Origin of the sequence: Aureibacter tunicatorum, assembly GCF_036492635.1 — a bacterium.
Taxonomy (GTDB): Bacteria; Bacteroidota; Bacteroidia; order Cytophagales; family Cyclobacteriaceae; genus Aureibacter; species Aureibacter tunicatorum.
The window spans coordinates 2,222,622-2,240,353 of the sequence record NZ_AP025305.1; the positions used below are offsets into that span (position 1 = coordinate 2,222,622).

Consider the following 17,732-nt stretch of genomic DNA (forward strand, 5'->3'; position numbering starts at 1 on the left):
TTTTATGATTCATTCCCGAGTCTCATGTGCATCGCTCGATAAAATGATTCGTGCATATTTATATTAATTTGTGGAAACTGACATTCTTTGCTTTGAATAGGTTTAACAGGTGTTTATTAAGTTTATTATTGCTTGGAATGAATGATATTTTTTGAAAAAGATGTGAGATTTTTAATGTTTGTCTGGCTTTTAAATTTGATCTACATTTGCACGAATTTGCAGAAATATAGATAAAATTTTCAAGGAATGAGCAAGAATAGTACGGAGTTGACGGTTAATCCAGCGCCATTAGGTTTGGCGGGGTTTGGAATGACAACGATTTTATTGAATATCCATAATGCAGGTTTTTTCGAAGTCAATGCTATGATATTGATGATGGGAATCTTTTATGGTGGATTGGCGCAATTGATTGCGGGTATAATGGAATTCAAAAAAGACAATACATTTGGATTCGTCGCATTTACTTCATACGGATGTTTTTGGATGACATTGGTAGGGATTTTCATATTGGAAGAGGTTGGTTTTATGGCCGCTGACTCATTTTCAATGGGCTGTTATTTGTTTATGTGGGGATTGTTGACTTTAGGTTTGTTTTTTGGAACGCTTAAAGGCGGGAAAGTAGGTCAAGCTGTGTTCTTTTCATTGACAGTATTATTTTTCTTGCTTGCTTTGGCGAAGTTTACGGGTAGCCATCTTATTCATACTATAGCTGGTTATGAAGGAATTATATGCGGAGGAATTGCCTTTTATGAAGCTATTGCTATTGTGATAAATGATAAGCACGGAAAGCAAGTTTTGCCATTGTAAAAATTTGTAAACAAGAAATAAAAAAATCCCTGCATTGAGTTTCTCAACGCAGGGATTTTCATTTGTCGACTAGGATATTTTTTTAATTTTCCAAAGCAAAGATCTGATCAGCGTGTTCTTTGGTTTTTACTTTGTTGATGATATGCTCGATTTGGCCTTTTTCATCAATAATGAATGTAGTTCTTACCGTGCCCATGTATGTTTTGCCGAAGTTTTTCTTTTCTTGCCATACACCATACATTTCGTTAACAGATTTGTCTGTATCAGCTAGCAAGTCAAAAGGGAGCAGATGCTTGCAGATGAACTTTTGATGCGATGTTTCATCGTCTCCGCTTACACCCAATACTTCATAGCCTTTTGACTGTAGCGTTTCATAGTTGTCTCTTAAATTCTGAGCTTCTAATGTGCACCCGGGTGTATTATCTTTAGGATAAAAGAACAGAACAAGCTTTTTTCCTGTATAATCGTCTAGACTGATAGATTTGCCATCTTGATTTTTGCCTTCAAATCTTGGGGCTTTGTCGCCGATATTTAGCATAATTTATTGAATTGTTTGTTTAAAAATTTTCTCATTATTGTTGAAGTCGCTGACTTTCAATATTAATTCTCCTTTGAATGGTTTTTTCGGATCCAGCTTTTCCGACCAAATCAAAGCTCTTTTATAATCATAGTTCATGAGAACCCATTCGTCATCGATGTAAGCGTTGAAAGATTTGATCCCCGACAAGTCATCTTTAATGACAAATCTAAGGTCTTTACTGTTGATTCTTAATGCTTTGATGGTCGGAGCAAGGCTATCTTCCAAAATGGTTATTTCTCCGAATTCTCTAGTTTTGAAGTTCAATTGATCGTTTTTCCAATAGCCGCCTATGTATGAATGCCTTTTGGAATTCTTGACTTTGTAAGCCGCCGCTTTTTCTTGATTGTATTCCTTTTGAGGTTTTAAAGTGATCTCCATATTGCTTTTAAGCGGCGTGTATTTATCATTGATCTTGAAAGTCTCTTTTTTCTTCAAGCTATCATATCTGTACTCTGTATGCAAGTAAAGCGTGTCGAAAAGCGTTTTTTTGAAAAAATGAATGTCAAAATTTTGGCCATAGACTTTCATCTCTTGCTTGTATGGCACTTGAGCTTGAAAATTGAATTTCATAGCCTCGTTATTTTTAATTTTAATTGAATCAGGCATGCCGTACCTTAAGTCCCAAAGGTAAACAGATTCATTGTTGTTGACGTAAGCAGGAAGAATCTCCACTTTTTTTCGTTGAGTGAAAACAGCGGCTTTGTCGTCCGTGGAGTCTGTTTTATTAATGTCATCAGTAAGCATTAATATATTGTTTGGACTTGGATGATATGCTTTGTTTTTTGAAGAAACAAATTTGTTTTCGCCTACTATATGAAATTTTAATGAGGAAGCATTTCCATAAGCGTCTTTTAGCACTACATTGGCTTGATAACTTGAATCCATTTCAACCCAGAATGCGCCTTTCATATCATTGTGATCATTGAATCTTAGACTGTTGCCGTCTTCAACATAAAGTTTGTTGAATTTTTTTCGAGTAGCCATTTGTGTGGCAAAATCGCAGTGGAGAAGGATATGGCGATTGTGAGCGAAAGGGACTCTGTCCAGTTTCTGGCTGTAAATAGTATCTCCATTAATGCTTAAGTCAATGAAAGGGACGCCATTTTTGTTATTAGCGCCATCGAGTCGATCAAAGCACAACAATTGCAAACCAATTTTTCCAAAAGCTGAAACGTCTTCAGGAATCACGTAATTCCCATTGAATTTTTCGACGCTGTATTCAAATCTGCCGTATTGCCCATTAATTCTAGCGTTTTTATCAAGCGTCACTAAAGCGATTTTGATTAAGCTTGGTGGTGTTGTGTCCTTGATTTCTTTGAAACCAATCAAAAGGGGGTTGAAAGGCACTTGATTTTCATCCCTTATTTCAAAGTGCAAATGAGGTCCCATGGAAGAGCCCGAATTTCCGGACTTGGCTACAATATCTCCTTGATTGAAGCTAAGCTCTCCTTTTTTGGGGAATAACTCAATCTCAAATGTTTGTTTTGCATATTGCGCATTTCTTACGTAATCAGCTACTTCACCACTAAACTCTTTAAGGTGAGCGTAGACGCTAGTGGTTCCATTGGGATGCGTAATGTAAAGGCAATTTCCATATCCCCATGTCGATACTTTGATTCTGCTTACATAACCTTCTGCTGTCGCGTAAACAGGAAGTCCTGTAATTCCGCTTGTTTTTATGTCAAGTCCTCCATGAAAGTGATTGGTACGGAGCTCTCCCATTGTGCCTGAAAGAAAGTTTTGCTGATTGGTTCTTATGGGGAAAATGTAATAATTGGCGTATTTGGTTTTATATGCTGACATTTCTTGAGCGTCAAGCATTGTTGCAAAATTGGTCATAAAGACAATGACCATGAAAATAATAATTGGAAATCTACCCTTCAAGCCCTTAATCTTCATTTTATTTTACTTCAAAATCAAACATTGTTTTACCACTTAGCTTGCCTACAAGATTGTCTCCAATTTCAACTGGACCTACACCGCTGGGAGTACCTGTGAAAATAAGATCACCTTGCTTAAGTTGAAAGAATTGCGATAAATAGGAAATAATCGCATCAAAGCTGTACATCATATGGCTGGTGTTTCCTGTTTGCACAGTTTGACCATTTTTTTCTAATGAAAAGTCTAACGCGTTGATATTTTCAATTTCGCTTACAGGGATAAAATTTGAAATTGGCGCAGAACCGTTGAAACCTTTGGCTATATCCCATGGCAATCCTTTTTCTTTAGCTTTGGACTGAAGGTCTCTTGCGGTAAAGTCGATGCCTAGCGCGATTTGATCATAATATTTGTGAGCGAATTTTTCTTGGATGCTTTTTCCTTGTTTGCAAATTCTGATGACTATTTCAACTTCATGATGAACATCCTTTGAAAAGCTGGGGTAGTAAAAAGGATCATTGTTTTTTAACAGCGCAGTATCAGGTTTTGTGAAAACTACAGGTTCGCTTGGGATTTCGTTATTGAGTTCTTTTATATGTTCTACGTAATTTCTGCCTATTCCGAATATCTTCATTGTAATGAGGTTTGTTTTTTAAATGATACGAAATTTGACCGAGACAATATTATTAGAGGCCAAAATTTTTTAATAAAATTATTTATGCTTTAATTGAATTCAAAAGAATAAAATCAAAATGATTTAGAACCTGATTAATAATTTATAATATGGATCATAATAAAGGCTTTTCACAAGAAGAAATCGAAAATTTCAAACAAGGTTTGTCGCATGTCAATGATGATTTCATTGTCGTGGAAGAAGAAGAGAACGGACCTGAATATCTTCATTTTCAATTTTTGGGTAAATATGAAGGAGAAGATGTGATTTTTGATGCGGTTATGTATACCCTTAGATTGCATCATAGCAGCGAGTTGTTCGAGATTGCTGAAAAACAAGCAGCCGAAAAATTTCCTGAATATCATAAGATCACTTATTCTGAAGATGAAAATGGTGATTTAGAATCTTTGGAAGGCTTGGATGAGGAGATTGGTTTGTTCTTGACGGAAGTGATGATGGAGCTGGAAGAAGAAGAATCCATCAAAGTGCAAGAGCATGTGGATATTGATACCATGGTTGAGTATGGTGTTGCTTTGGATATTGGATTGAACGTGGACCAGATTACTCCTGCGGTTGTTAATGGCTTCATTAAGTCATATAATGGAGGGAACTTGAAACTTGACAAGACATTGTACTCATTTGTTCATAATGACGAAGATGATGAATAATGAGTTTGAAAGTGGCGTGGGATGAATGCTATGCTTTGCCCCTGAAAGAGGGGCATAGATTTCCTATGGAAAAATATCCTTTGTTAAAAGAGCAGTTGGAGTATAGGGGCATAGTGAATAAGAAAGATTTTTTTCGACCTTCGAAGCTACCGGATTACAGCAACATATTCTTGGCCCATGATGAAAGTTATTTGCATAGGCTGGAAAATGCTGAATTGTCAAAATCCGAAATAAGAGCAATTGGGTTGCCGTATGATGAAGCTTTGATCGAAAGGGAAGTGACGATTGTCAACGGCACCATTGAAGCGACAAAGTATGCTCAAGACTTTGGAGTTTCGATGAATATAGCCGGAGGGACTCATCATGCTTTTACAAATCGTGGTGAAGGCTTTTGCGTGTTGAATGATCAAGCAATAGCCGCTGCGATGCTGATGAATAACTCTAGAACTCAATCTATTGCCATCGTCGATTTGGATGTGCATCAAGGAAATGGCACAGCTGAAATTTTTCAAAATAATGAGGGTGTTAGAACCATAAGCGTTCACGGAGATAAAAATTATCCTTTGAGAAAAGAAAAATCGGATTTGGATGTAGCATTGATGGATGATTGCGAAGACGAAACCTACTTGCGAATTATTCAAAATGATGTGATTGCTTACTTGGATGCAATTGAGCCAGAATTTATTTTTTATCAATCAGGAGTCGATATTTTGGGCAGCGATAAACTAGGGAAATTGAATGTGAGTATTGAAGGTTGTAAAGAAAGGGATAAAATAGTGCTGGAGTATTGCAAAAATAAATCAATTCCCGTAGTTTGTTGCATGGGAGGTGGTTATTCGAAAGACATAAAAGTGATCTTGGAGGCCCATACAAATACATTTGCACTGGCAAAGGACATCTTTTTTTGAAATATCCATAACGATTTGATTGAAATTAAAGTTCAATAACAAAGCAAATGAATCTTTTTTAGGGTGGGGTTTGCAGAGAGAACAGTTATTTACTTAAAAGGATCAAATGGAGCATATTTCTACGCACGAATCGAAGCTTTTTTATCGAAGCTTATTGATGACAACTCTTTTCATAGGGATTTTGTGGACGATTACAGTTTTGGAGTGGTTCATGCACGAGGACTTTGGATTCCTTGGCATATTGCCCAGAAAAATTGAAGGGGCTGTTGGTATCATCACAGGTCCTTTGATTCACGGTAGTTTTTCCCATTTATTGTCAAATACTTTTCCCTTGTTGATTCTTGGCATAGGTTTGTTTTATTTTTATCATAAGATTGCGATTCAAGTGTTCGTGAGCATATATGTCGCGAGCGGATTTTGGGTATGGCTTTCAGCTAGAGAAGCATATCATATTGGATCCAGCGGTATTGTATATGGACTTGTGTCGTTTTTGTTTTTCATAGGATTGCTTAGGCGTGATCAGAAGTCCATGGCGGTATCTTTATGCGTGTTTTTGCTGTATGGAGGCATGATGTATGGTTTGATGCCGTCAAATGGCGAAGTTTCATGGGAGTCGCATTTGTTCGGAACGTTGACAGGCTTGTTTTGCGCCCTTTATTTCCAAAATTACTCCGAAGAATCAAAACCTAGTTTGAGACCTGTAGAATCAAGAGGTGTTGATTATACTAGAAGCAGACTTGAATACCCAAAAAGGCATGTGATGAGAATCTCTTCGCATACTCATGGCAAGCAAGTTAGGTTTAAGTACAAGGTTAAAAAATCCGAAAATAATAACAACCCAAGAAAAAGATAGGCTCTGGTTAGAAAACATTATTAGCTGTCATTTTCTTATTCATAATGAACTATAATTAATTCATATGGATAAGGTAAATGTTAATCAAGAGCAGATTTTTGGCCACCCAAAAGGATTGTTTGTCCTATTTTTTACTGAAATGTGGGAAAGGTTCAGCTACTATGGAATGAGGGCTATATTGGTTCTTTTTTTAGTAGCTAAGAGCGAAGATGGAGGCATGGGTTGGGATAAGCCGGAAGCATTGATTTTATATGGTGTTTATACCGCGCTTGTGTATGTGATGGCCATTCCTGGGGGGATTTTAGCTGATAGGTATTTGGGACAAAAGAAGTCTGTGTTGCTGGGAGCTGTATTGCTTGTGATTGGACCGCTATTTTTAACTTTGGAAGGCTTTGTCCCCTCGACGCTTCAGGCAACATTCTTTTTTACAGGCTTAGGGATTATAATCCTTGGGGTAGGAGCTTTGAAACCTAATATTTCTACGATGGTTGGTTCTTTGTATCACCCGAAGGATAATCGAAGGGATATGGGGTTCACGATTTTTTATATTGGAATAAATTTAGGAGCATTTCTGTCTGGGTTGATTGTGGCATCTGTCGCCGCTAATTTTGGATGGCATTTCGGTTTTGGAGTTTCAGCTATTGGAATGATTCTCGGTTTGATAGTTTACACTTCTGGGCAAAAGTATTTGGAAGGCGTTGATGTGAAAGTGAATGAAGAAAATAAACAGCTGAAAAATAGTTCATCCAGTCAAGCTTTGTCAAAAAAAGAAAAAGATCGATTAGTTGTGCTCTCGATTTCATTTTTGGTAGTGATTGTATTTTGGGGCGCTTTTGAGCAAGCAGGAGGTTTGATGAATATTTACGCTCAAGAAAAGGTGAACAGATTTGTCGGGGATTTTGAAATTCCGGCAGGTTGGTTTCAATCCGTTAATTCGCTTTACATTATGATTTTTGGAACCTTGGTTGCCGCATTTTGGGTAAGGTGGGGTAAAATGGGAAGGGAAAGCAGCTCTTTGTTTAAAATGGCTGTCGGTACCATAATCATGGGACTTGGTTTTTTGTTCATGATTGGAGCTACTCATCAATTAGTCTATGACGCTCAAGGCGAGATTGTGCAAAAAGCGAGCATGATGTGGTTGTTTGGAGCTTATTTTTTGCATACGATTGGAGAGCTTTGTCTTTCTCCGGTTGCTTTGTCATTTGTAACAAGATTGGCTCCTGCCAAGTACACATCCATGGTTATGGGCGTGTTTTTCGCCATGACCGGTTTTGGAAATTTACTAGCAGGTTCTTTGGGAGCATTGTCGGCAAGTTTGGGGGATGAGGAAATTTTTAAGCTTATAGTGATTGTTTCAGTGGGTGTTGGAGTCGTATTATTGGCTTTTTTAAGTAAACTTAAGAAGTTGACTCATGGTGCGGACAATGAATCCTCTTATCCAAGTAAAGATTTGGAGGGAGAATTGGATTTGCAACAATAATTTATAATTATATTGTGTTTTTAATTTGTAAATGATAGATTAGCAACTTTAAAGTGGTTGTTATGATTGAGAATACTGTGCAAAATTTTGATATGCGGAGTCAACATTTTTTGAGCTGTAGTGGCAACGTCAATGAAAACTCATTAGACGATATCATCAATGAGATAGATGAAAGTATCTCTAGCGAGTCTGTGGATAGAAAATTTGGGAAGAAAATCTTCAGGATTTCAGTTGAACTCTTGCAAAATATTTTCCAACATACGGATTATAATTTGTTGGATGATTCGAATAAGAATTATTATTTCAACATCATCAAGACAGGCGATCAGTCTTTTGAAATCAAGTCCAAGAACTTGGTTAGCAAGAGCGAGGCAGAAAGATTGTCCAAAAAATTGGAGATCGCGAACAAATTGGATGTAAATCAGCTCAACGAAGCTTACAGGCTTAAATTGAATTTTGGAAAATTCGAAGGTTCAGGAGGTGCTGGATTGGGAATATTGGATATTTTGCGCAAGTCCTCGCAAAAAATCAATTTTCAATTCGAAGAATATGACCAAGCTTGTTTATTTTTGGTATTAAGAGTTAAGGTAAATTAAGGATAAATGATGAGTAATTTTTATTTGAAATCAACACCAAAAACACCTTACATTAATTTTGAAGGGGATACGGGGGACTTCAGACTAGCGGGTAGATCTATACCCGAGAATTCGATAGAGTATTACAGGCCTTTGATGGAATGGTTGGAGAGTTATATCGACCATCCGGCAAAAGAAATTAATATTGAAGCTAGGTTTGAATATTTCAATACAAGTTCGTCTAAATGTTTGGTTGAGATGTTTAGACTTTTTGAAAGAATTCATAAAGATGGAAAATCTTCTGTGTATATGAAATGGTATTATGAGGAAGATGACGAGGATATGATGGATTCTGGCGAGGATTTTAGTTTGATCTTTGGTTTTCCTGTTGAGATAATACAGGATACCGAGGTGTGATTTGATAAGTATTAATAATTGGGAGATGAAGGTGAGGACAGGATTTATTGCTGTAGTGCTAATCGCATTATTTTGTTTGAAAGGTTATGGACAGGATTTGCCAAGGTTGAGTCCCTTGTGCAAAATGTCTCAAAAGATAGGTTTGACAGAGATAAGCCTTGAATATTCAAGACCAAGCACCAAGGGAAGAGAGATTTTTGGAGGCCTTGTGCCATACAATCAAGTATGGAGAGCGGGAGCCAATGCATGCACAAAAGTCACTTTTTCGACGGATGTGGTTATCAATGGCAAGGAATTGCCTAAAGGAACGTACGGGTTATTTGTTATTCCTAACAAAGATAGTTGGAAAGTATCGTTCAATAGCAATTTTGACCAATGGGGATCGACAGATTATGATTCAGAGTTGGATGTGTTGGCTACAGTAGTCAAGCCTGAGACAACTGAATATACAGAGACTTTTACGTTTGAAGTTAGTGATATAAAGTCAGAAACTGCGGATTTGACTCTTAAATGGGCTGATACGAAAGTGAATATTCCTATTAGCGTTCCTGTCTTAGCGATGGCCGATGAGAATATCAAAGAGAAGTTAGAAGAAATTCAGAACCCTTATTTTACTTATTTTAATATCGCTAGATATTATTTGGGAGTTCACGAAAATAAGAAAGGCTTGGAATATGCAAAAATGGCTGCTGAAACATCTGGCAAATATTGGGTGTTGAAATTGCTTTCTGAAGCATATGCAGCCAATTTAGATTATAAACTTGCGGTGAAAGAAGGCAAGAAAGCACTGTCAGCTGCGAAAAAAGCCGGTGACTCGAATTATACGATTGCTATTGAGCGTAATATTAACGCTTGGTCTCAGAGAAGATAATGTTTATAGATCAGAATGAAATCAATTCTGATCTTATTTTTTTATTCAAATTCAAGATTTTTTGATTTCATGCTGATTGGTTGATGTTGTTTTCAGTTATTGGATGAATTAATTGATTACTGGTAAAACTAATACATCACATTATTTTTCGTTAGCAAGAAAGTTGATTAATAGACATGAAGGAGAATTTCGAGGTGAAGAACAAACCGCATAAGCATTTTAAAATTTACAAACCTTATGGCTATCTGAGCCAATTTGTTCCAGAGACTAGAAAAAACAAGAAGCTTCTCGGAGAATTACACGATTTCCCTGACAATACCATGGCAGTTGGAAGGTTGGATCATGATTCGGAAGGTTTGTTGTTGCTTACTACAGATGGCATGTTTAGCTTTGATTTAAGACAGAAGCATGTTGAGAAGGAATATTATGTGCAAGTTGATGGTTTGATAGACGACAAAGCTATTGAGCTGATGCAAAAAGGCGTGGAAATTGGCGTAAAAGGAAAAAAGTACACAACCCTTCCCTCCAAAGTGCGCATGTTGGACAAAGAGCCTGAATTGCCTTCAAGAGGAAGAAATATACGTGATTCAAGGCATGGTCCGACTAGCTGGATCTCTGTGGTTGTAACCGAAGGGAAAAACAGGCAAGTTAGAAAAATGACGGCCGCGGTAGGGTTTCCTACTTTGAGATTGGTTAGGGTTAGAGTAGGTGATTTTGTTCTTGGACAAATGGATGTGGGAGAAGTTATAGAAATTGCATAGTTTTTATTGCAGATGTCATGCTTCGGATAATATAAGTACTCTCTTTTTTGAAATTTCATTTGTTTTTTGAATATAATTCCTTTAATGCTTTTAATTTTAGAAAAATAAGTATATACTGGAATCGCATTCAAACTTATTGAAGAATATGGTAACAGAAGTGACAAATGGCATTAGAGTGTCGGTGAGGCAAAAGTACCAGCCAGACTATTCGAATCCTTTTCAGGCTCATTATGTGTTTACATATAAAATTTCTATCGAGAACTTGACAGACTATACTATACAATTGAAATCTCGTGTTTGGAATATTCATGATGGAAATGGCAGTTATAGAGAAGTGGTAGGAGAAGGAGTAGTAGGGCAGCAACCGGTTTTAGAACCTGGGGAAAGCCATGATTATGTGTCAGGGTGTAATTTCAAATCTGGTATTGGCAAGATGTATGGCAAATACATGTTTGAGAAAATCATGACAGGGGAGGAGTTCGAAGTGAATATTCCGGAATTCACATTATGCGTGCCATTTAAACTGAATTAATAATAATCGGAAGATTTGTTTTTTGTTATTTCATTGCTGTTTAATAAATAGCAACTTTTTCATTATACAGAAATTCTTATTAATAATTTATTCTATAATTAATCCATTAATCAGGCGGAGTTTGTTCCGATTTTTTTTATTTTGGCAGGATTGAATGCCTTAAGGGAATAAACAGACTACTCTTTCGTTTTAGGAATATTATACACCCTTTAAGTATTAACATCGAATCATTATTAAGGCTTTCTTAACAAGGCTTTAAAATAAAAATATTTATCTTATTTTTGTGGGAAACATAAAACAACGAAAATGTCACTAAAAGAAGAGCACGAAGCGAATATCATTGAAAGCAAAAAAAACAACAAGAAGAATTTTATAATCATTTTTGCTGTCTTGTTGATAGTTTTGTTAGGGGCTAACCTTTATTACAATTATCAATTAAGAGAAGAAAAAGATTTTATTGAATCAGAGTTGAATCTTTCAAAAAATACAATTGACGAACTCACCAATGAATTGGATGAGAAAATCGCTGAAGTTGAAGAACTTGGAGGTGACGTTGAGGATTTAAGAAATGCAAAAGAAGAGCTTGAAGAAGAAAAGCGAAAGTTGCAGTCGGCTAGTGACTATACATATAGACAACTTAAGGAAGCAAGAAAAATCATAGCGGGTCATAAAGAGCTTCTAAAGCAGAAAGACAAAGAGATTGCCAAGCTTAAAGAGGTGAATGAGACTCTTCATGAGGAGAATGTTCAGCTTAAGGAAGATAAAAACAAATTGAACAAGTCGATTTCTGATTTGAATGATAAACAATCGGAATTGAATAGCAAGATTAAGACAGCTTCCAGATTGCAAGCGGAAAAGATCACTTTGTTTGCGATCAATGAGAAAGGCAAAGAGAGAGAAGGCGATGTGTGGAGAAAAAGACATACATTCAAGATCAAAACTCAATTTGGCATAGCTGATAATAAGGTGGCTCCAATTGAGATCAAGGAGATTTTGCTTAGAATCGTAGACACGAACACAAATCAGGTGATTTTTGACGTGGCGAAAGGTTCAGGAACATTTATGTTGGATGGCGAAGAGGAGTTCTACACTGCCAAGCAAGAAATCTTGTTTGACAATTCAGGACAGGAAATTACCTTCTTGTATGATAAAGGAACTGAATTTGACAGAGGAAATTATAAAATCGAATTGTATACGGATGGATATTTGATGGGAGTGAAATCCTTTACAATCAAGTAGCATTTAAAGTTGAATTTCTGATTTTAAGAAGCGTTTGGGATGCGATTATCCCAAACGCTTTTTTTTTGAACGAGCAAAGATTTGCATAATTTAAACTACATATTTAAATTCAGATAGAATATGCTTTCAAGTTGTTTTAAGACGTAATTTATTGCGTCAAAAGTAAATTGGTTTGGATGTATAATAAGTATTTTTTTATAAATTGCTTGATGAATCAATATTTGTAGTAAAATTTTTGATTTAACTTTTTGAGTGTGAATTTTTTGAATTAAAACAATAATCGACAATAATAACTGTTATGGCTGAAATAATCAGAATGCCTAAGATGAGTGACACGATGACAGAAGGAGTGATTGCATCGTGGTTAAAAAAGGTAGGAGACGAGGTGAATTCAGGTGATATATTAGCTGAGGTGGAAACTGATAAAGCTACTATGGAACTTGAGTCTTATGATGATGGTGTCCTATTGTATATAGGGGTTCAAGAAAAAGAAGCTGTTCCTGTTGACGCTGTAATAGCGATCATTGGCGAGGAAGGCGAGAATATAGACGACGTTATTGCTCAAATCAAGTCAGGTGGTTCCGCTGCGGAGACAAAATCTGAAGAAACTGCTGAGGCTCCTGCTGAGCAAACTGTTCAAGCGGAAGCTATTGATACTTCCAATATAGCAGCTAGCGTTATCAGAATGCCAAAGATGAGCGATACTATGAAGGAAGGAGTGATTTCTTCGTGGTTGAAGCAAGTTGGCGATGATGTTCAGTCGGGAGACATTCTAGCGGAAGTGGAAACTGACAAGGCAACCATGGAGTTGGAGTCTTATGAAGATGGAACATTGCTTTATATTGGCGTTGAGGCAGGTCAGTCTGTTGAGATCGATGGAATTATAGCTATTATCGGAGAAAAAGACGCTGATTACCAAACATTATTGAAAGCTGAAACTCAGGCTTCTGCGACTAGTGGTTCTGCCGAGCCTCAAGCAAACGAAGCGAAGCCAGCAACAGCCGCTAGTGAATCTGTAGCTGCGGAAGTTACATCAAATACAACTGGAGCTGATCAAGGAAGGGTATTTGCGTCTCCCTTGGCGAAGAAAATGGCTCAAGATAAAGGATATGATCTTTCGAAAATAAAAGGTTCGGGAGAGAATGGACGTATTATCAAGAGAGATGTTGAGAGTTATGTTCCGGTAGCGGAAGCGCCAGTTGCTAAGCCTCAAGCTGCTGAAGCCGCTAGCGCGCCAGCGAAAATCGAATTGCCTCAGGTGGTTGGAGAAGAGAAATTTAGAGAAGAACCAGTTTCTCAAATGCGTAAGACGATTGCCAATCGATTGTCTGAGTCAAAATTCACAGCTCCTCATTTCTATGTTTCGATGGAAATCAACATGGATAAGGTGATGGAAGCTAGAAAGAGCATGAATGAGATTTCTCCAGTTAAGATTTCTTTCAATGATATTATCGTAAAAGCCGCCGCGGCAGCTATTAGAAAAAACCCTGGAGTGAACGCATCATGGCTTGGCGACAAAATCAGATACAATGAGCATATCAACATTGGTATTGCAATGGCAGTTCCAGATGGTTTGCTTGTTCCTGTGGTTAAATTTACGGATAATAAATCTGTATCTCATATCTCTGCTGAAATTAAGGATTACGGCGTTAAAGCTAAGAATAAGCAGTTGCAGCCATCGGATTGGGAAGGCAATACATTTACAATTTCTAATTTGGGTATGTTTGGCGTGGAGGATTTCACTGCTATTATCAATGCTCCTGACGTTTGTATTTTGGCCGTTGGCGGTATTCACCAGAAGCCAGTGATTAAGGATAATCAAGTAGTGCCGGGCAATGTAATGAAAGTTACACTTTCTAGTGATCATAGAGTAGTGGATGGCGCAGTTGCGGCTTCTTTCTTACAAACTTTGAAAAACCTATTGGAAGATCCAATCAGACTTTTAGTCTAAGACATAGTTATGTGATAAACCGGGCAAGCTGTTAAGGTTTGCCCTTTTTATTACATAAATATATTGTCATGACAAAGAAGGGCTTGAGTTTAGTATTATTTTCTATTTTTTTAACTTTTAATGTTTTTGGCCAAGAGAATTCTGATCTGCAGTTGCATCTGAAAAAAGGCCATAAATACCTTACCCAGCTTGAATCCAAGCTACAGCTTCATTCGCTGAACACTGAAGAGCAACTTGATTTCAACATGAATATGATAACCAATACAGAAGTTCATGTTCGAAAGAAGAAGAAAAAGGATTTTCACCTAGAGTTTCAGATAAAGGATTTCTTATTGGATATGCAAATGCCCGAGGATAATGTGTATATCAATACGGTGACAAAAAACCATGAAGCACCTGAAAATTTGGTAGCTGTTTATGATAAAATAAGAAATTTGCCGATGTCTTTAAGCGTAACGCACAAGGGAGATGTTTTCAATCGTGTGAATTTGAGGGAATCATTTCCGGAAATGCCTCAAAAGCAAGCGGATCAAATTTCAGAAAGCATCAATAGTTTTTTCATTCCTTTACCTGAAGGCCCCATAGAGCTTGAGGATACTTGGGAAGTGAATTCCGATGGAGGAGAAAGCGTGTCCGTGAAGCTTAATTATAAATTGGACAAAGTAACGCCTGATTTTTACGTAATTTCTTACAAGGGAAAGATTGAGTCCAATAGCACAGCAATGGAAATAGTTGGAGATTTGGAAGGCTTTCAGCGATTGGATAAAGAGTCATGTTTTCCTCTGGAAGGAGAAATGGTGATGTATATGGATATGAATATGCCAGTGGTAAATTCTGATGAAAAGATAAAAATTGTTTCAAAACTCACAGAAAATTTCAGAAGTCGAAGATTTAAATGATATTTGTGAATAATTAAAATATATTCACAAATATGCTACGAAAATTTCTGTTTCTGTTTTGCTTATTTCTTTTTGCAATGCAGAATCATGTTCAGTCACAATCCCAATACGATACTTTGAGGGTTTCATCTAAACAATCGAAGACACCTTCTTTGTATCCCTTGCCGCACAGGAAGAACAGTATCAAGGTGAATTTTGCGCCGACGTTGATTTTGTTGGGCAATCCCCCATTGTTTGGGTATGAGAGGGTATTGGGCAAGTCAAGCTCTATCAATGTGTATTTGGGATATAGCCAGTTGCCAAAATTTAGTTCAGATAGTCGAAATTCTGTGGAGTTCCAGATGGATAGAAAAAGTGAGGGCTTTGCGTTTGACTTGGATTATCGACGATACTTAACCTCAAAAAATAAATTTGGACCTCCAGATGGATTTTATTTTGGACCTTATTTTCAATACTATGGAATATTTACTGACTATAAAGTGAAGTATGATGATCGAGAGGGAAATTCTGTTGATGGAACTATCGGTTTTGACCTTAAAACATATTCCGTAGGCCTTTTGCTTGGATATCAATATGTCATAAGCAATAGAGTTTCTATAGATTTGACTTTTTTAGGTTTTGGCATGGCCAAGTATAATGGCATATTCGATTTTGACGGAGATTTGACTTTGGACGAGGAAACAGAAGCTTATAATGAGGTTTTGAATCAATTGAAAGCTAAAGTGCCGGATTTTGTCGTAGACGATGATCAGATCAAGGTTGAAGGTACAAATTCATTGAATGCGTGGTCGCTTGGCGCTAGATTCGCTATTTCTGTAGGCATCCTTTTTTAGTCTTTGCTAAAGCTTTTTAATAAACTTTTGATATTAGCTTGTCAGCATTTACCTTTGTCAGGTAGTTTTATAAAATGTGGATTATGAAAAAGTGGAGATTAGTGCTGGCTTGTCTTTTATTTGGTTTGGTCAGTTGTCAAGAATCCGTGAGTGAATTAAGTCAACAAGCTAAAGATCATTTGACAAGTGGAAACTTGGATGAAGCTAGAAGTGTATTTGTAAGAATACTTGAAATTGACGAGAATAATTTTGGTGCTTTGAATGGAAAAGGTGTTGTTGAATTTCAAAGCGGTAATTTTGAAGCTTGTGTTGAATTGATGGATTTGGCTTTGAATATTGATTCTTCGGATTACAAGCCTTATTATAATCGAGGGAATGCTAAAAGAGAAATGGGTGATCTCAAAGGTGCATTATATGATTACTCACAAGCGATCAGTATCAAAGCCAATGACGCTGATTTGTACAATAATAGAGCTTACGCGCACTTCAAGTTGGGGAATTTGGAAAATGCAAAAAAAGACTATGATTTCGCTTTGCAGCTTAACCCGAATCATCAAATGGCTAAATTCAATTTGGCAATGATAGATGTTGCCACAGGAGATTTGAATGGCGCGCGAGTGAAATTCAGTGAGTTGGCTCAGAATAACCCTGAAAGCGGAAAAATATTCCTTCAACTTGGCAAAGTAAACCTTATGCTTGGCGAGAAAGTTCCAGCTTGTGAGGCTTTCGTTACAGCGAAAAGCCTTGGAGAGTCAGACGCTGACACATATTTGGAAAATAATTGCAAATAGAAGAGAAAACTCTCTTTGAGAATATAATAAATAACTTATGGCTAAAATTGGCGATGATATCAGCATAGCCAAGAAAATTTTGGAAGAAGGCGGCTTGGTGGGAATGCCTACCGAGACAGTGTACGGTTTGGCAGGCAATGCCTATGATGCATTGGCTTGCGCGAATATATTCAAAGTGAAGGGGAGACCCTCGTTCGATCCATTGATAGTGCATACGAACGATGTCGAAAGAATAGCGGAGTTTGCGTATTTGGATAATGACAAGCTGAGTTTGCTGGCGGATAGATTCTGGCCAGGGCCGCTTACGGTCATTTTGAGACGTAAACAGGTTATCCCTGATTTGGTTACTTCGGGTTTGGAAACAGTTGCGGTGAGAATTCCCAATCACCCTTTGGCTTTGTCGCTTCTTGAAAGCTTGGATTTTCCTTTGGCTGCACCAAGCGCTAATCCATTTGGATATATCAGTCCTACGTCTGCAAAGCACGTAAATGATCAACTTGGTGAAAAAATAAATTACATACTTGACGGAGGTCATAGTAAAGTGGGGATAGAATCCACTATTATTGACTTTGAAAGTGATATACCGAAAGTGCTTAGGCTTGGAGGTTTGGAAATAGAACAAATCGAAGAACAGATAGGCGAAGTAGAGGTGAATAGGCACTCAACGTCTAATCCAAAAGCTCCCGGAATGCTTAAAAGCCATTACGCGCCAAGCAAACCCGTGATTTTAGGAGATGTTGAAAAACTTTTGCTTGCTAATAACGATTTTAACTTAAGCGAAGTAGGAATATTGACTTTCACAAAGGTAAGCGACCAAGTGCCGTTTGATAACCAATTCATAATGTCTGAATCAGGTTCTTTGCCGGAAGCGGCAAGCAATTTGTTCAAAGGCTTGAGAGAACTGGATTCAAAACCTGTCAAGGTGATCTTTGCTGAAATGATGCCGGAAACTGGTTTGGGAAGAGCGATCAATGATAGATTGAGGCGCTCGGCGGCAAAATGACATATTGCAATTG

At 37.3% G+C, this 17,732-nt stretch carries 19 protein-coding genes; 16 read left to right on the forward strand and 3 right to left on the reverse strand.

The window, feature by feature from the left end; translation table 11 throughout:
* The first annotated feature begins 246 nt into the window (after positions 1–246).
* Positions 247–807: an acetate uptake transporter gene (locus AABK36_RS09455; protein WP_309939710.1), complete on the forward strand. Its 561-nt coding sequence runs from the start codon at positions 247–249 to the stop codon at positions 805–807.
* 82 nt (positions 808–889) lie between these two features.
* On the opposite strand, the gene bcp is transcribed toward AABK36_RS09455, so the two are convergent.
* The 3 genes from bcp to AABK36_RS09470 are packed head-to-tail and all read right to left on the reverse strand — an operon-like array spanning position 890 to position 3,899.
* The gene (gene bcp, locus AABK36_RS09460; RefSeq protein WP_374709127.1) at positions 890–1,345 is read right to left on the reverse strand and encodes a thioredoxin-dependent thiol peroxidase; all 456 of its coding nucleotides are present in this window, start codon (positions 1,343–1,345) and stop codon (positions 890–892) included.
* 3 nt (positions 1,346–1,348) lie between these two features.
* Positions 1,349–3,286, reverse strand: coding sequence for a M23 family metallopeptidase (locus AABK36_RS09465; RefSeq protein WP_309939711.1), 1,938 nt, complete (start codon positions 3,284–3,286; stop codon positions 1,349–1,351).
* Between the two features lies 1 nt (position 3,287).
* Positions 3,288–3,899, reverse strand: a complete 612-nt coding sequence (locus tag AABK36_RS09470) for a fumarylacetoacetate hydrolase family protein (protein WP_309939712.1) — start codon at positions 3,897–3,899, stop codon at positions 3,288–3,290.
* A gap of 149 nt (positions 3,900–4,048) precedes the next feature.
* On the opposite strand from AABK36_RS09470, the gene AABK36_RS09475 reads away from it, so the two are divergent.
* The 15 genes from AABK36_RS09475 (at position 4,049) to AABK36_RS09545 (ending at position 17,719) form a co-directional block, all read left to right on the forward strand.
* A complete protein-coding gene (locus tag AABK36_RS09475; protein ID WP_309939713.1) occupies positions 4,049–4,606 on the forward strand; it encodes a hypothetical protein in 558 nt (185 codons plus the stop codon).
* Complete coding sequence (locus tag AABK36_RS09480; RefSeq protein WP_309939714.1) at positions 4,606–5,514, forward strand: histone deacetylase family protein; 909 nt, start codon at positions 4,606–4,608, stop codon at positions 5,512–5,514. Before AABK36_RS09475 ends, AABK36_RS09480 begins: the two co-directional genes overlap by 1 nt.
* A 106-nt stretch (positions 5,515–5,620) precedes the next feature.
* On the forward strand, positions 5,621–6,367 hold the full coding sequence (locus AABK36_RS09485; RefSeq protein ID WP_309939715.1) for a rhomboid family intramembrane serine protease: 747 nt from the start codon (positions 5,621–5,623) through the stop codon (positions 6,365–6,367).
* A gap of 64 nt (positions 6,368–6,431) precedes the next feature.
* On the forward strand, positions 6,432–7,847 hold the full coding sequence (locus AABK36_RS09490) for a peptide MFS transporter (protein WP_309939716.1): 1,416 nt from the start codon (positions 6,432–6,434) through the stop codon (positions 7,845–7,847).
* A gap of 62 nt (positions 7,848–7,909) precedes the next feature.
* Positions 7,910–8,443 carry a SiaB family protein kinase gene (locus tag AABK36_RS09495; RefSeq protein ID WP_309939717.1) on the forward strand — a complete coding sequence of 178 codons (534 nt, stop codon included), beginning with the start codon at positions 7,910–7,912 and terminating at the stop codon, positions 8,441–8,443.
* 6 nt (positions 8,444–8,449) lie between these two features.
* Positions 8,450–8,839, forward strand: coding sequence for a DUF1987 domain-containing protein (locus AABK36_RS09500; protein WP_309939718.1), 390 nt, complete (start codon positions 8,450–8,452; stop codon positions 8,837–8,839).
* Positions 8,840–8,864: 25 nt separating this feature from the next.
* Positions 8,865–9,710, forward strand: a complete 846-nt coding sequence (locus AABK36_RS09505; protein ID WP_309939719.1) for a DUF2911 domain-containing protein — start codon at positions 8,865–8,867, stop codon at positions 9,708–9,710.
* A gap of 176 nt (positions 9,711–9,886) precedes the next feature.
* The gene (locus AABK36_RS09510) at positions 9,887–10,471 is read left to right on the forward strand and encodes a pseudouridine synthase (protein WP_309939720.1); all 585 of its coding nucleotides are present in this window, start codon (positions 9,887–9,889) and stop codon (positions 10,469–10,471) included.
* A 145-nt stretch (positions 10,472–10,616) separates the two neighbouring features.
* Positions 10,617–11,003, forward strand: coding sequence for a Co2+/Mg2+ efflux protein ApaG (gene apaG / locus AABK36_RS09515; RefSeq protein WP_309939721.1), 387 nt, complete (start codon positions 10,617–10,619; stop codon positions 11,001–11,003).
* Positions 11,004–11,309: 306 nt separating this feature from the next.
* A complete protein-coding gene (locus tag AABK36_RS09520) occupies positions 11,310–12,242 on the forward strand; it encodes a chromosome segregation protein SMC (RefSeq protein WP_309939722.1) in 933 nt (310 codons plus the stop codon).
* A 298-nt stretch (positions 12,243–12,540) separates the two neighbouring features.
* Positions 12,541–14,193, forward strand: a complete 1,653-nt coding sequence (locus tag AABK36_RS09525) for a pyruvate dehydrogenase complex dihydrolipoamide acetyltransferase (RefSeq protein ID WP_309939723.1) — start codon at positions 12,541–12,543, stop codon at positions 14,191–14,193.
* A gap of 68 nt (positions 14,194–14,261) precedes the next feature.
* Positions 14,262–15,092 carry a DUF6263 family protein gene (locus tag AABK36_RS09530; RefSeq protein ID WP_309939724.1) on the forward strand — a complete coding sequence of 277 codons (831 nt, stop codon included), beginning with the start codon at positions 14,262–14,264 and terminating at the stop codon, positions 15,090–15,092.
* Between the two features lie 77 nt (positions 15,093–15,169).
* Entirely contained in the window at positions 15,170–15,925 is a 756-nt protein-coding gene (locus AABK36_RS09535; RefSeq protein WP_309939725.1) for a DUF3575 domain-containing protein, read from the forward strand.
* Between the two features lie 83 nt (positions 15,926–16,008).
* Positions 16,009–16,716 carry a tetratricopeptide repeat protein gene (locus AABK36_RS09540; protein WP_309939726.1) on the forward strand — a complete coding sequence of 236 codons (708 nt, stop codon included), beginning with the start codon at positions 16,009–16,011 and terminating at the stop codon, positions 16,714–16,716.
* 37 nt (positions 16,717–16,753) lie between these two features.
* Positions 16,754–17,719 (forward strand): L-threonylcarbamoyladenylate synthase, encoded by a 966-nt coding sequence (locus tag AABK36_RS09545; RefSeq protein ID WP_309939727.1) that lies wholly within the window; start codon positions 16,754–16,756, stop codon positions 17,717–17,719.
* Positions 17,720–17,732: the final 13 nt, after the last annotated feature.